Genomic DNA, 14,545 nt, shown 5'->3' on the forward strand with positions numbered 1-14,545 from the left:
GCGATGCGACGAGCCTAGGGGGCGGACGGTCGCCCCGAGGGCGGTTTCCCCCGCGAAAAAGGGGGCTAGCTGCGGCTTGGCGGCATCCGGTACAATGCCGGGCTACCACGCCGCTCCCTTAGCTCAATCGGCAGAGCAACTGACTCTTAATCAGTGGGTTGAAGGTTCGAGTCCTTCGCGGCTCACAGGACTTGCCGGAACCATCATGGTTCCGGCTTTTTCGTTCCTGCTTCCCGGAACCTGGAACGCTTTTTCTCTTGACAGTCTCACGTCATCATCATACGATAATCCCGATAACTTCAGTCGGAATTGAATGTGCATTGTTTCATTGTCGTGGCTGTGTGCCTTCGCGGCAGGTTCTTGCGCTTGGCAGCGGGAGTGGCAGTGCGCAGCAGAACGGATTGGTCACCATGACGACAGTGGTAGAGCGAAGCACGATTCGCCCTGCGGGTTGGACTGCGGAAGAGTGGCAGGCATTGATGAATGCCTTGACGCGCCGACGCTTTGTCGGCGGCGCGCTGGCTTCGGCGGCGCTTTTTAGCCTGGCGGCGTGTGGCCTCAACGACGACGACGCCACTGAAACGCCAACAAGCCGCACTGTTGATACCGCCCAGGGGCAGATCAGCGTGCCTGTATCTCCTTCGCGTGTGGTGAGTATCGACTACTTTACTGCCATCTTTCTGATTGAGTTGGGGCTCACTCCGGTCGGCGGGATTGACTATTCGTGGGTCGATGCATCGACGATGTTCCCGGCGTATGTCGAGCCACTCAAGGCACTGACTGACATCGGGCAGATCACGTCGACGGATATCGAGCAGGTTGTGACGCTGAACCCTGACCTGATCCTGGGCCCAACCCCGGGAAGTCGGTACGACAACTCAAAGGGTGCAATTGAACGGCTTGCGTCTGTTGCTCCGGTCGCGTCGGTCGACTTCGGGCAATCTGGCGATTGGCGCGATCCGTTCCGGCAGACCGCAAACTTCGTCAATCGCCTTGAGCAGCTTACACCACTCAAGGAGTCATACGAGGCCGCGATCGCCAGCACTAAGGACACCCACGCCGACGTGCTCGCCAATACTGTGGTCACCGTCATCGACTACTCGATGGACGGTCAGTTTGCGATCGACCTGCCGAAGTCTGGGGTCGGTGTTGTGCTGGCTGATCTCGGTGTTCATTTTGGTGCTGCCAGTGTCGATGATGGAACGAACAGCCGTTCGCTGTCGATCGAGCGATTGAGCGAGATTGGTGATTCAGATCTGATTCTGTTTCGGTCGGATTCCGACGGGAACCCGATCAGTGGTCTTGAGGATGTATTCACCATGGATGCCTGGAAGTCGCTAAACGCAGTGCAGACGGGCCAAGTCTACCCGGCGGCCTGGATTGACCTGTGTACCTACCGGTGGGCTGAATTGGCCATTAGTGAGTTCGCTCGTATTCTTGACCAGCATACGAGCGCCGAGGTCTGATTGCCACGCATTGTGGCTCATTCAACGCAGCTCAGCAGCCTGGCTGGTTGCAGGGACGAACGTTTTCAATGGACGTTCGTCCCTGCAGTTGTGCGCTACTCGCTGAGGGAGCCGGTCACCTCGCCGGCGCTTGCGATCGCATTGGTCACGGAGTCGGCAGTGATCGCGAAGTGCGATGCGTTCCACTTGGGTTGACCATCGCGCAGGACGATGACCTGCGGCGACTCGTGCTTCACGCCGGTACGTTCGGCAAGCGCCGAAGAGACATCGTGCGCCTTTGAGACATCGACCATCCGAGTTGGATACTCGACCTGCGCCATCTCCTTGAACGCGCGACCACTGATCGGACACCACGGATCGTGGTTAAACAGAACAACGGTTTCGTTGGCCGATTTCTCAAATGCCTCGTCGAGATCTGATACCGACGCGACCTGGGTGTATGTTTCCGGCATGTGATCCTTCGATCCACCGACGAATAACCTGACATCGCGCTTCGCATGAAGCGCGGGTGCATGGTAGCACGCGAAGGCTGTCTGGTTACGGCTGTCGGAGCGTCTTGAATGGATGGTGACTGGTGGGAGTGCGTGGGATTGTTCCGGCGATTGTGACCCCGTTCAACGTGGACGGCTCGGTTGACCACGAATCGCTACGTCGCGTGGTAGCCGACCAGCGGGCGGCTGGAGCGGACGGCCTGCTGACGCTGGGACTTGCAGGTGAGGGCATCTTTCTCGACTTTGATGAGCGCGCTGCCGTGCTGCAGACGGTGCTCTCGGCGGCGAACGATCTCCCGGTGCTGGCGGGCTGCACGGCCGACACGACAGATGAAGTGTGCAAGCTGGCGGCTATGGCCGTGAGTGCCGGTGCAGCCGAGGTGATGGTCGCGCCGCCGCGTCGGCCAGATTGGAGCGTGCAGCAGTTTCGCGATCACTTCGCAGAGATTGCAGCCGTCACAACCGCAGACGTCATGATTCAGGACGCGCCGTTTGCGACCGGCGTTGAGCTGGGCGTCGAATTCGTGCTGGATCTGGCTGCGGCGCATAGCAATGTCCGCTCCTACAAGGTTGAGGCGCTGCCGTACTGGACGAATGCGGTCCGTGCTCGAAGTGCCGTCGGGGACAAGCTGCGGGTGCTGGGTGGACATGCCGGCTTGTACATGATGGACGTGTTGGATTCCGAAGCTGATGGCCTGATTCCGGGCTGCGATGTGACAGGATCGCTAGTATCAATCTGGGACGCCTATAAGTCTGGCGATCGTGAGCGTGCGCAGCAAAAGCATCTGCAGATGCTGCCATTTCTCGTCTATCAGGCGCAGTCGCTGGGTGTCATTATCGGCGGAGCGAAAGCTGTGTTGCACGACCGTGGCGTGATCGCGACGACGGCTGCTCGTCTGCCCGAGGCGCGGCTGGACGAGGCGACGCGGGACCGGCAACTGGCAATCGCGCGTCAGTGTGGGCTGCTGCAGCGCGGTGTCTAGGAATCCGCTGTCGGGCGTGGTGCGAGGTAGATACGAATGCCGCGCCGCACGAGTCGGTTGATCATCGCCAGTCGCGTGTCGAGGCCGAGTTTCCCGAATGTCGGCAATACCTGGATCTCGTGCATCGCGGCCTTGGCCACGATCCATTCGCGGAACTGTTGATCGCTCATCTCTGCCGCAGTGATGTTTTCGGTTCCATCGCCATCATCTTTCGGCACGATGACGTACAGGTAGTGCAAGTCTTCGACGGTGAATTCGTCTGTGACGCTCATGCTATCCCGCTCCGGTTCCGACTCTTGCAGACAATGGCGTAGGCTAGTATAGCCGCGGCATGACAGTCTTGATCGTGCGCGGGTTTCCGTCGGAAGCAGCGACCGTAGGAGCGCCAGTGCATCCATATACTTTGTCACTACCAAAACAACGCCATTCATTGCTGCGGCGACGGGTGAAAATCGTAGCGACGCTGGGGCCCGCTGTTGCGGACCCGGCGGTGCTGGCTGAGATTATCGATGCCGGTGTCGATGTCGTTCGCGTAAACTGCGCGCACGGCACGATCGAGTCGCGCTTACAACAGATCGAATCGACGCGAAAGATTGCGCAGGCTCGCCGGCGGCACATACCCGTTCTCCTGGACCTGCAGGGGCTGAAGATCCGCACCGGCCCGCTCGAGACCAGTGAGCCGGCAATGCTCGCTCGCGGCACCAAGGTGCGGGTCTATCCAACGCCAGTAGCAAGCACCCGCGAACAGCTCGGAGTGACATATGGCGATCTGCTTGACGTTTCCGAGCCGGAGTCACGCATTCTGCTTGCCGATGGCCTCATCGAGCTCGTCGTCGAGGAAGTCTGCTCGGATCACCTGATTTGCGGTGTGGGTCGTGGCGGACCGCTCGCGGGGCGGCAGGGCGTGACCCTGCCGAACGTCCGGTTGCAGAATGCCAGCATGACCGAGCAGGACAAGGCAGATGTCGTCTTCGCGGTCGAGAACGGCGTCGAGTATCTGGGACTGTCGTTCATCAGCAGCGCGCAAGACATTACATCTGCCCGCGAATATGCAAGAGCGCTTGGCGCGACGCCCGGCATCGTGGCGAAGATTGAGCGACCGGCCGCGCTTGAGGACATGGACGCTATCGCACAAGTTGCCGATGCGGTGATGGTGGCGCGCGGCGATATGGGCGTGCAGCTGCCGCTGGAGCGCGTGCCGATTGTCCAGAAGGAGATCATCGCAGCGTGTAATCGCGCTGGTACACCGGTGATCACCGCGACGCAGATGCTGGAGTCCATGATTATGCAGCCGGTGCCGACGCGTGCCGAAGCGAGCGACGTGGCCAATGCTGTGCTGGACGGCACGGACGCGGTCATGCTGAGCGCCGAGACCGCAACTGGCCGGCATCCAGTGGCGGCCGTCGAAATGATGGAACGTATCATCAGTGAGGTCGAGCGACCGGGGACGATCCGGTCGGCGGCAGTCAGCCAGCTCCAGCCGATGGCCGATCCTGACAAAATCATCACCGACGCAATTGGACGAGCCGCGCGTGAGCTCGCAGACGCAGCGCCGATTGATGCCATCGTCGTCTTTACACTGTCGGGTGCGAGCGCGCGGCTCGTCGCGAAGTTCCGTCCGATTGTTCCGGTCATTGCCATGACCACCGACCCCTATGTCGCTCGCAAGCTCTCGCTTGTCTGGGGCATCCGCGCACTCGTCGCGCCACTCACCGACGACATTAACGACCTCATGCGCGTTGCGTCGCGCCAGATCGTCGAGGCTGGCTACTGCGAGTGGAAGGATGAAGTGTTGTTCGTCGGCAGTATTCCTATCTATCGAGTGAGCGGACGAACAAATCTCTTGCACGTCCGGACGCTCGAGGAATAGCTCGTGTGGCACGTTCTGTGCGCTGCGTGCGCTGACAACCGAGCCCTAATCGGTTTGACAATGAAACGTGGAGGAGGTGCGGATGAGCGACCGAGTATCGCCTGTCGATGACCAGACCTACAATCTGCTGCAGATTCTGACGAGCAAGCTCGAAGCACTGGCAGCCTACGATGTCTACGCCGGCGACATGGACGGCAAGGCGAGTGAGCTGCTCAAGCAGATCGCAGAAGATGACGCTCGTCACGTCGAGCAACTCGTCGACATGCTGGGCATTCGTCGCGCCTGATCAGTCATCTGACTTTTAGATCGCATGAGGATCGGGGTATCATCACCTCGGTCCTTCTGTTGTTTTGACAAGTCGAAGGTGGTGCCGTCGTGGAGTTGGTGGAAATCCGCGACCTGGATGGCCCGAACCTCTTCCTTCTCCGCCCAGCGATCAAGCTGGAAGTTGTCCTAGCCGATGGCGAAGGCGTTTCGTCGAGCGCACGCCGTGTGGCAATGGGCGTCCTGGGTCTGAACCTGCCGGAGTCATTGCAGGATGCGATGACGGATGTCGTAGTTGAGTTGCATCGCCGTACGAACCTGCCGACGCCAACAGTCGGGTGGCGCAGCCTCGACACGCCGCGCCATCATGTTCTGTTCTACCCCTGGGAGTGGCGCAGCGTTGCCGAGCGCATCGCCGAGCTCACCGTTGCGACGATGGAAGGCAGCCTCACACCCGCCGAAGTTGAAGGTCTCGCCGAATATCTGGCACGGGATCGTGAACGCGCAAATCAGCCCGAGCTCGTGCGCGACGATCAGCGCAGAATTCCGGCAATCGGGATCACCGGGACGAACGGCAAGACGACGACGACTCGGTTGATCTCGCACATCATTCGACAATCCGGGCAGGTCGTTGGCTGGTGCAGCTCGTCCGGCGTTTACATCGACGGCGACCTTGTTCTTGATGGTGACTACACCGGCCCCTCCGGCGCGCGGCGCGTGCTGGAGGATCCGCGTGTTGATGTGGCGGTCCTGGAGACGGCTCGCGGCGGGATTCTCCTGCGCGGTCTCGGCTATGAATCGAACAATGTCAGCGTCATGCTGAACGTCAGTGCCGACCATCTGGACATGCAGGGCGTCGAGACTATTGAGACACTCGCCGAAGCCAAGAGCGTCGTCGTCCGCGTCACGCAGCCGAATGGCGTCGTCGTGCTCAATGCCGACGACCCCCTCGTTGCGGCGCAGAAGGATCACGTCGACGCGGCGGTCATCTTCTTCACCCAGGACCCGGACAACCAGACCGTTCACGACCATCTGGCGACTGGTGGGCGATGCGTCGTCCGCAACGGTGATGATGTGCTGCTACATGCCGACGGGCGCACGACCTATCTGTTCAACATCGCCAATGCGCCGGTGACGTTCAATGGCCGAGCGCGGCATATGGTCGAGAATGTTCTGGCTGCGACCGGCGCATCGCTCGGGCTGGGGATACCGGCAGAGACGGTCGCCGAAGGTGTGGCGACGTTTACGCCCGATGTGCAACATAATGTTGGCCGACTCAACGTCTTTAATGTCAACGAGCGGATCGTCGTTGTGGATTACGCACACAACGAGAGCGGCCTGCAGGCACTCATTGATTTCAGCCGCTCGTTGATCGGCGACGGGCACCTGCTGCGGGTCGTGATCGGTACTGCCGGAGACCGGCAGGACGCGGTGTTCGAGGCTCTCGGCCACGTTGCAGCGTCCGGGGCAGATCGGGTATTCGTGAAGGAAACGCCGAAGTATCTGCGCGGACGCGAGGCTGGTGGCGGGCCCGCGATCATATGCGCAGCCATCGCCGCAGACGGCGCGAACGACCGACTCTATCAGGAAGTCCTGAGCGAGCACGACGCGCTGCTCGCTGCGCTCGACGAAAGCGCACCCGGCGATGCCGTCGCCGTTATGTGCGTTGAGGAGCAGTTGCGAATCTTCGGCGCTTTGCGTGATCTTGGAGCTGGCGGAGTGGAGTGCCGCATCAGGATCAACCGCCGGAGGCACTGCGGATGAATGAAGTCTGGGACACATCGCAGACACCGATCAACGAGGATACTCTGGGGCATCACTGCTTCGGTTGCGGCAGCGAGAATCCGCACGGGCTTGTCCTACGCTTCCGCGCGCTCGATGATGGGCGCGTCTGGGCGTCGTTTGTGCCGACACGATTGCATGAGGGCTACCTGGGCATGGTCCACGGTGGGATCACGGCGACAATGCTCGACGAAGCTATGAGTTGGGCAATCACAAACTCCGGCGACATCGCCGTCACAGCACGGATGGACATCGCGTTCCGCAAGCCGTTGGTCATCGGCCGCGAAGTGCGTGTCACCGCTGAGATCAGCAAGCGACGATCGCGCGCGATCGTCGCCAACGCGGAGTTGCGCGACAGCAGCACGGGCGATCTGCTGGCGCAAGCTGAAGGACGATTTGTCCGTGTCTCGGCCGAGCAGGCGGACACCTGGCGGGGCGCATATGGTGCCGAAGACGACTCGACATTTGCCGATGCTGTGCGGCGGACTGCTATGCGAAAGCATTGACCGGAATGTTTCGACTTCCGTATAGTCCAGCGCACAATACGAAACTCGGATCAGGGGCGTAGCGTGGTGTTGGTTGAACCAGGGGTGGGGCCGCTGCTGGCCATTGGCGGCGCGGAAGACAAGTTCGGAAATCGGAAGATCCTGCGGCGCTTTGTCGAGCTCTCGGGTGGCGAACAAGCGCGCATTGCGATCATTCCGACCGCGTCAGCCATCGATGATGCCGGCCAGCGCTACAAGGGCATCTTCCTGGAGCTTGGCGCTCGGGAAGCCGACGTCGTGTTTATCGGCGAACGCGACGACGCCAACCGCGCGGAGCTCGTGGACCTGGTTGAGCAGAGTACCGGCATCTTCATCACCGGAGGCAACCAGATCCGCGTTGCCTCGATGCTGGGAGGCACCGGCATTGCCAAAGCGATCGTGCGTCGTCATCGCGATGGTGTCACCATCGGCGGAACGAGCGCCGGCGCGTCCGTGATGAGCGCCATCATGGTCGCTGGCGGAGCGAGTGGCTCGACACCACGGCCACATTCCGCGACAATGTCTCCAGGCCTCGGACTGATAGATACCGTCATCATCGACCAGCACTTTCGGGAACGGGACCGCGTTGGGCGGCTCGTGACAATGGTCAGCTTCAACCCGGGATTGCTCGGACTCGGTATCGATGAGGACACAGCAGCGCTGATCTGGCCCGATGGCACCATGGAGGTGGTCGGGCGTGGGTCTGTCCTCGTCGTAGATGGCACGCAAATGAAGAGTGACGTGTTTCGGGGACGCGGTCGCCATCCGCTGACCGTCTCCAACGTCCTCGTCCACTTCGTCGCCGAAGGATGGCAATTCGACCTCGGTGAGCGGAAGGTCCTCGTCGGTTAGACCTCGACCGCCCACCGCCGCATCAAGTGACCAACGTGCCGCGCCGTCGGCACGATCAGGGAATGTTGGGGGGTGGCGATGGCTGTCGAAATCCTTGATTCCCGCGTCTATCGAGGACCGAACATCTGGGCGCGCGTCCCGGTGATCGTGTTGAAGGTGAACATTGGTGAGCTCGAGGACCGACCCTCGAACGTCATCGATGGGTTTACCGACGACCTCATCGGTCTGATCCCGACGCTCTACGAGCACTACTGCTCACTTGGCCGACCCGGTGGGTTCATTGAGCGACTGCGCGAGGGCACCTGGATGGGCCATGTCGTCGAGCATGTCGCGCTGGAGCTGCAGTCGCTGGCCGGTTCGGAAGGTACGCGCGGCCTGACTCGCTCGACCGACGAGCGCGGGATCTACAACGTTGTCTATCAGTATCAGCAGCCTGACCTCGGCAAGGCCGCCGGCGCGCTCGCTGTTCGGCTGGTCAATGCGCTGATCTACCGCAATGACGAAGAATTCAACTACCAGACGGAGCTGGAAACGCTGATTCGGCTGGCCGAGCGCATTGCCTATGGGCCTTCGACGAAGGCACTGGTTGACGAAGCTGACCGTCGCGGCATACCGGTCATTCGTCTCGACCCGCGCCGCTCGCTCGTGCAGCTCGGTCACGGCGTCCACCAGAAGCGCATCTGGGCGACGGTGACCTCGTCGACAAGTGACATCGCCGTCGATATCGCTGGAAATAAGCGCCTCACGAATCAGCTGCTGCGCGGTGTTGGTATTCCCGTCCCGCGCTCAATCACGGTCGGAGATGCTGACGAGGCGGTCGCTGCCGCTCGATCAGTCCGTCATCCGGTCGTCCTGAAGCCGCTGGATGGTAACCACGGTCGCGGCGTTCAGATTAATCTCCGCTCTGACGAGGAGGTTCGCGAGGCGTTTGCGGCTGCATATGCGGAAAGCCGCAATGGCACGATTGTCGTAGAGTCGTTCATCGTCGGCCGCGATTACCGCATTCTCATCGTTGGCGGCAAGATGATCGCCTGCGCTGAGCGTGTGCCAGCGCACGTCGTTGGCGATGGGCAGCACACTGTCCGCGAACTGGTCGATATTGCGAACTCGGATCCGCGCCGTGGCATCGGCCACGAGAAGGTCCTGACACGCATCACGGTCGATGATTCGGTCGTCGCGCTGCTAGAGGCGAATGGCTTCAGCCTTGACGCAGTGCCAGATGCCGGCACATTCGTGCAATTGCGCTTGACTGGCAACATGTCCACAGGTGGTATCTCGATCGACCGCACAGACGAGATTCACCCCGACAACGTTGAGATCGCCGAGCAAGCGGCACAGGTCATTGGGCTGGATGTCGCCGGCATCGACATGATCACTCCCGACATCAGCAATCCGGTGAAAGATACCGGCGGCGCAATCTGCGAAGTGAATGCTGGCCCGGGCTTTCGAATGCACACGCACCCGACCGAGGGCATTCCTCGTGACGTCGCGCGGCCAGTACTGGATCTGCTCTTCCCGCGTGGTGAGGCATCGCGCGTGCCGATCATCGCCGTCACCGGCACAAACGGGAAGACGACGACGAGCCGCATGATCGCGCACATTCTGCAGATGGCCGGTCGGCGCGTCGGTATGACAACCACCGACGGCATCTACATCGACGGCACGCAGATCATGCGCGGCGACATGAGCGGCCCGCAGAGCGCGCAGATGGTGCTGCAGAACCCGACCATCGATCATGCGGTGCTCGAGACCGCTCGCGGGGGCATCCTGCGATCCGGCCTCGGCTTCGATCGCTGCGATGTTGCTGTTGTCACCAACGTCGCCGGAGATCATCTCGGCCTGAACGGCATCAACACGCTCCGTGACCTGGCGCGTGTCAAGGCGGTCGTTCCGGCAGCGACGTTCCGTGATGGCCATGTCGTGCTGAACGGCGACGACAAGATGTGCATCGAGATGGAGTCGCGCTCTCGGGGCGACGTCATCTACTTCACGATGGATGAAAACAACGAGAAGGTTCGCGAGCACCTGCGGGCGCGTGGCAAAGCCGTGATCCTGCGCCAGACTGCCGGTGGTGAGGTCATCTTCCTGGCGGAAGGCAAGCGCGAGACGGCTGTGCTGGATGTGCGCCATATCCCGGCGACGTTCGAGGGTCGTGCGCGAGCAAACGTGAAGAACGCGCTGGCAGCGACCGGTGCGGCGTTCGGCTCGAACCTGCCGCTTGAGGCGATCCGGACAGGACTCCGCTCCTTCTCAACGTCGTTCTATCAGGCACCGGGCCGATTGAACCTGCTTGAAGTTGGCGGCTTCCGCGTCATCGTCGATTACTGCCACAATCCGCACGGAATGGAAGAGCTGGCGGAGTTCATTCGGCGGATGATGCCGAGTCGTACGATCGGCATGATCGCAGTCCCGGGCGACCGGCGCGACGAGGACGTGAAGCGCTTCACTGAAGTTGCAGCGCCAGTATTCGATGAGTTCGTTATTCGCGAGGATACGAACCCACGCGGACGAGAACGCGGCGAAGTTGCCGACCTGATTACGCAAACGCTGTACGACAACGGCGTTTCCGAGGATCGTGTGTCCGTCGTCCTGAACGAGCTGGAAGCTGCCGAGGCGGCGATGGATCACGCTAAACCTGACGATCTCGTGGTCCTGCTTGCTGATAAGCCTGCCGAAGTCTGGGAGCTGGTGGTCGCGCGAACAAGTCGGGCTGCCGTAGAGCCTGCTTCCTGACCGACACAAGCACACGAACACGACAACGGCTCCGCGAAGCTTTCGCGGAGCCGTTGTCGTGCCTTCAGATACGACGTGGTTACTCTTCGAAGTACCAGTTGGCGATGTCGCGCACGTCCGGCGTCCATGGTGATGGATTGAAGCCCTTGAGCTTCTTGGTGTTGGCCGTGACGTCGGTTCGGGCGACGAGCGGCACGACGACGACTTCGTTTACGAGCAGGTCATTCATGCCGAAGAACAGCTCCACCTGCTTGGCCTCATCCAGCTCGGTGAGCGCCGCCTGGTACAAGGTGTTGTACTCCTCGTTCGACCAGCGATGGATGTTCGGCCCCGCCCACTGGTTGGACTGCTGGGCGAGATCGACAGGCGGATTCAATGACTGCCAGGCGGCCATGTAGCTGATCGGATAGGGACTTGCCGGGCCATCGGTGAACATCTCGATATCGGCGTAGAAGTGCGCCGCAGTATCCGGGTTGCCGGCGTCCGACGAGAAATACACACCGGCGTCGATCGACTTCAGCTCAGTCGGGACGCCAATGGCTTCCCACCCCTGCTTGATGATCTCCTGTGTCTTCTGGCGCAACGGGTTGATGGTCGTCTGATAGAGGACCTTGATCTCAACGCCGTCCTTCGCACGCGGACTGCCGGTCCAGCCAGCGTCTTCCAGAATCTGCTTGGCCTTTTCGAGATCGAATTCGTAACTCGTGTTCGTCGAAGCGAACTTCGCCGGCGCGACGAGAATATTCCCCGTCGCTTCGCCAGCTGGGCCGTACAGCTCTTCGGCGACGGAGTCGCGGTCTGATGCGACCTTCAGCGCCTCACGCACAGCCTTGTCGCTCAGGAACGGGTGCTCGGTGCTTGGCTCCGAGCGCGCGCCATCGACTTCCTTGTTGGGGTCTGCGAAATTGACAAGCAGACGCTCAACGTTGACACTTGGCGTGTTCAGCAGGTCGCCAGAGTCGCTGCCCTCGGCCATCGGCACGAGCACCGACTTCTCGACTTGCAGGTTCCACGCCCAGTCGGTCTCACCGGTCTGCAACGCAGCGCGGGCGGCTGCCGTCGCATCTCCACCGCCTTTGAACTCAACTTTCTGGAAGTACGGCTTGTCGGCTTCCCGGTAGTTCTCGTTGATCTCGAAGTTGATGACGTCGCCGGGACGGAACTCCGCAACGACATAGGGTCCGGTGCCGATTGGCTTGAGGTTGAATTCGGCGTTTCGCGCCTTCTCACCGGTGAAATCCTTGAGGATGTGCTGTGGGAGGACGTGGCCGCCAAAGCCTGTCGCGAATGGCGAGTACCAGCCCGGCGCTGGATCGGCGAACTTGAGCGTGACCGTGTAGTCGTCGACCACCTCGACATCAGAGACCGACAGATACTTGGCGATCGTCGTCGTCGCCGCAGACTCGTCGGTCGTGAACTCCCAGGTGAACTTGACGTCGTTGGCGGTGAATGGCTCACCATCTGACCAGACGATGCCCTGCTTCAGCTTATACGTGACGCTCGTGCCGTCGGCAGCAACACCACCATTGTCAATCGAGGGGATCTCGGCTGCCAGAATCGGCACGAGATTGCCTTCGATGTCGACGTCGATCAGCGGTTCCAGCACCAGCGACGCTGCTGCGGAGTCCTTCGTGCCCTGTGAGAAGTGAGGGTTAAGGCTGGTTGGGGCCTGCCAGTAGAGAATGCGGAGGAGTTCAGCCTTGCCGCGGCCATGCCCCGGCTCATCAGTCGAACCGGTGGAGCCGCTGGAATCTGCTGTTGGGCTTGCTGCTTCGCTGGATGCTTCGGTGGGGCTGGATTCGGCAGGTGCTTCGGTGGCTTCGGATTCTGCGGGTTCGGTCGCTTCGGCTGCGCCGGAGTCAGTCGTTGCTGCTGGTGCTTCCGTGGGTTCATCGTCATCACCGCCGCACGCTGCCAGCAAGCCTGCGATGACTGGAGCACTGAGGCCGATCGCCATGCCTCGTTTCAATACGGAGCGCCGATCGAGGCGATTGCGGAGGAGATCGTTACGGAGTGCATCGAGGTCTTGGAGTCGGTTGTCCATCCTTGAGAGTCCTCCCTCGTTCATCGTTGATGCGAACGTGGTGCCGATCCACTGAAGATGCGGATATTGGCAGTATGAGTACGCCTTCGCTTAGCGCGACAGGCATCTCTCCGTACCGGCCGAACGATCCGGCATGCGGGCGCATCCGGTCCGTATGTGGCGGTGGTCGATAAGCGTCGAGGTGTGAAACGCTCTCGACATGTACAACCCCGAGGAGTGACTGTCCTCCCAGCAGCCCAAGTGGGATGTGCACAACGCCAGCAGCCTTACGGCGTACAGGACAAATTCAATTGGCCAGGATCCGGCATGAATATATCAGATGCGCGATCGTTCGCGTAGCAGCTTGCGCACGGGTGAAGTTGATGCCGTATATCAACTGTACGATGCAAATCCTTATGTGGATGTGTGAGGGCCAGTCAGTCGCGCAACGATGGATAGCGAATGGCCATTCCGATGAACAGCAAGATCGCCAGCGCACACGCCGCAGCAGTGGCGATGGGCGCGCCGACCTTGTCAGCGAGCGCGCCGATCGGCAGTTGTCCCAGAGGAAGCATGCCCCAGGTCAGCAGATAGATCGACAGGACACGACCGCGAACGGCGTCGTCGACTCGCAGCTGCAGCACCGTCTGGTTGATGGCGAGGTACGACGCGCTGACGAGTCCGGCTATGAAGAGCAGCAACCCGGCAGCGACGATGATCGACGTAAAGGCAAACACGATGACCAGCGCCGCGAACGCAATGGCACTCCAAACCTGAATGCCGCGTACGTAGCCGAGCGCTCGCCAGCGTGCCACTGCGAGTGCACCAAGGACACTGCCGCTGCCCGAACACGCCATCAGAACGCCAAGCCCGGTTGCCCCGAGGCCCATTTCATCACGCGCAAACACTGGCATGAGGTTGATGTACGGCATGACCAGGATCGTCACTAGCCCGGCGAGCAGGATCATGCCCTTCAGGAATTCGTCGCGCGCGACAGCCTCGACGCCCTCCATGACGTTGCGCCACAGCGAAGCCGACCGGACCGTGATGTCGGAAACCATCTTCGGTAGTTGCGCTGTCCAGAGCAGGGCCAGAATCTGCATCGCCGCCGCGACCGCGAACGTCCCGGACACACCGACGATGGCGATGAGCACGCCGGCGAGCGATGGTCCGACGACGCGTGTGGAGTTCTGTCCCGCAGCGTTCAGCGCCACGGCATTGACCAGGTCCTCACGCGAAACGAGGTTGGGAACGATGGCATTGCGCGTTGGAAAGACGAACGACATGATCGTGCCGTAGACGAATGCCAGCGCGAGGATCGACCACGGTCGGATGGCACCGGTGGCGATCATGATCGCAAACACGGTCGCGATGACCATGATGCCCGCTTGAGCGGCCATGAGCACCGTGCGGCGATCAACCCGATCAATCACAACGCCGGATGGAATCGCAAAGATGAGCAGTGGGATGCCACCCGCAAAGCCTGTGAGCCCGACGAACAGCGGCGAGTCGGTCTCTTGCAGTGCAAGCCAGCCGACCGCGATCTGATACATCCAG

Annotated in this window: 12 protein-coding genes; 8 read left to right on the top strand and 4 right to left on the bottom strand. The window is 61.0% G+C overall.

Annotated features, from left to right (window positions below; all coding sequences use genetic code 11):
- The first annotated feature begins 158 nt into the window (after positions 1-158).
- Entirely contained in the window at positions 159-1,466 is a 1,308-nt protein-coding gene (locus tag M9890_13000; protein ID MCO5177867.1) for an ABC transporter substrate-binding protein, read from the top strand.
- Between the two features lie 95 nt (positions 1,467-1,561).
- Here the strand turns inward: M9890_13000 and ytxJ are convergent, their stop codons facing one another.
- The gene (ytxJ, locus tag M9890_13005) at positions 1,562-1,918 is read right to left on the bottom strand and encodes a bacillithiol system redox-active protein YtxJ (protein ID MCO5177868.1); all 357 of its coding nucleotides are present in this window, start codon (positions 1,916-1,918) and stop codon (positions 1,562-1,564) included.
- A gap of 122 nt (positions 1,919-2,040) precedes the next feature.
- Here ytxJ and M9890_13010 point away from each other — a divergent pair, with 122 nt between their 5' ends.
- Complete coding sequence (locus M9890_13010; protein ID MCO5177869.1) at positions 2,041-2,940, top strand: dihydrodipicolinate synthase family protein; 900 nt, start codon at positions 2,041-2,043, stop codon at positions 2,938-2,940.
- Here M9890_13010 and M9890_13015 read toward each other — a convergent pair.
- Entirely contained in the window at positions 2,937-3,212 is a 276-nt protein-coding gene (locus M9890_13015; GenBank protein ID MCO5177870.1) for a hypothetical protein, read from the bottom strand. The two genes, M9890_13010 and M9890_13015, sit on opposite strands and share 4 nt — an antisense overlap.
- Before the next feature lie 218 nt (positions 3,213-3,430).
- Between M9890_13015 and pyk the strand changes: the two genes are divergently transcribed.
- From pyk to cphA, 6 genes are all read left to right on the top strand, one after another.
- Positions 3,431-4,810, top strand: coding sequence for a pyruvate kinase (gene pyk / locus M9890_13020; GenBank protein ID MCO5177871.1), 1,380 nt, complete (start codon positions 3,431-3,433; stop codon positions 4,808-4,810).
- 82 nt (positions 4,811-4,892) lie between these two features.
- Positions 4,893-5,096 (top strand): hypothetical protein, encoded by a 204-nt coding sequence (locus tag M9890_13025; protein MCO5177872.1) that lies wholly within the window; start codon positions 4,893-4,895, stop codon positions 5,094-5,096.
- An 89-nt stretch (positions 5,097-5,185) separates the two neighbouring features.
- Positions 5,186-6,838 carry a Mur ligase family protein gene (locus M9890_13030; protein ID MCO5177873.1) on the top strand — a complete coding sequence of 551 codons (1,653 nt, stop codon included), beginning with the start codon at positions 5,186-5,188 and terminating at the stop codon, positions 6,836-6,838.
- Positions 6,835-7,362, top strand: a complete 528-nt coding sequence (locus M9890_13035; protein ID MCO5177874.1) for a PaaI family thioesterase — start codon at positions 6,835-6,837, stop codon at positions 7,360-7,362. The genes M9890_13030 and M9890_13035 overlap by 4 nt, the downstream gene beginning before the upstream one ends.
- A gap of 63 nt (positions 7,363-7,425) precedes the next feature.
- A complete protein-coding gene (locus M9890_13040; protein ID MCO5177875.1) occupies positions 7,426-8,232 on the top strand; it encodes a cyanophycinase in 807 nt (268 codons plus the stop codon).
- A 78-nt stretch (positions 8,233-8,310) separates the two neighbouring features.
- Positions 8,311-10,965, top strand: a complete 2,655-nt coding sequence (gene cphA / locus M9890_13045) for a cyanophycin synthetase (GenBank protein MCO5177876.1) — start codon at positions 8,311-8,313, stop codon at positions 10,963-10,965.
- Between the two features lie 79 nt (positions 10,966-11,044).
- Here the strand turns inward: cphA and M9890_13050 are convergent, their stop codons facing one another.
- Positions 11,045-13,009, bottom strand: coding sequence for an ABC transporter substrate-binding protein (locus M9890_13050; GenBank protein ID MCO5177877.1), 1,965 nt, complete (start codon positions 13,007-13,009; stop codon positions 11,045-11,047).
- Positions 13,010-13,425: 416 nt separating this feature from the next.
- Positions 13,426-14,545, bottom strand: a 1,120-nt coding sequence (locus tag M9890_13055) for an MFS transporter (GenBank protein MCO5177878.1), incomplete at its 5' end; no start/stop codon positions are given.

The organism is Thermomicrobiales bacterium, from assembly GCA_023954495.1.
Lineage (GTDB): Bacteria > Chloroflexota > Chloroflexia > Thermomicrobiales > CFX8 > JAMLIA01.

Excerpts from the sequence above, each read along its gene's own strand:
- cphA (MCO5177876.1), top strand. The coding sequence starts at position 8,311 with ATGGCTGTCGAAATCCTTGATTCCCGCGTCTATCGAGGACCGAACATC.
- M9890_13050 (MCO5177877.1), bottom strand. The coding sequence starts at position 13,009 with ATGGACAACCGACTCCAAGACCTCGATGCACTCCGTAACGATCTCCTC.
- M9890_13025 (MCO5177872.1), top strand. The coding sequence starts at position 4,893 with ATGAGCGACCGAGTATCGCCTGTCGATGACCAGACCTACAATCTGCTG.
- M9890_13015 (MCO5177870.1), bottom strand. The coding sequence starts at position 3,212 with ATGAGCGTCACAGACGAATTCACCGTCGAAGACTTGCACTACCTGTAC.
- ytxJ (MCO5177868.1), bottom strand. The coding sequence starts at position 1,918 with ATGCCGGAAACATACACCCAGGTCGCGTCGGTATCAGATCTCGACGAG.
- M9890_13035 (MCO5177874.1), top strand. The coding sequence starts at position 6,835 with ATGAATGAAGTCTGGGACACATCGCAGACACCGATCAACGAGGATACT.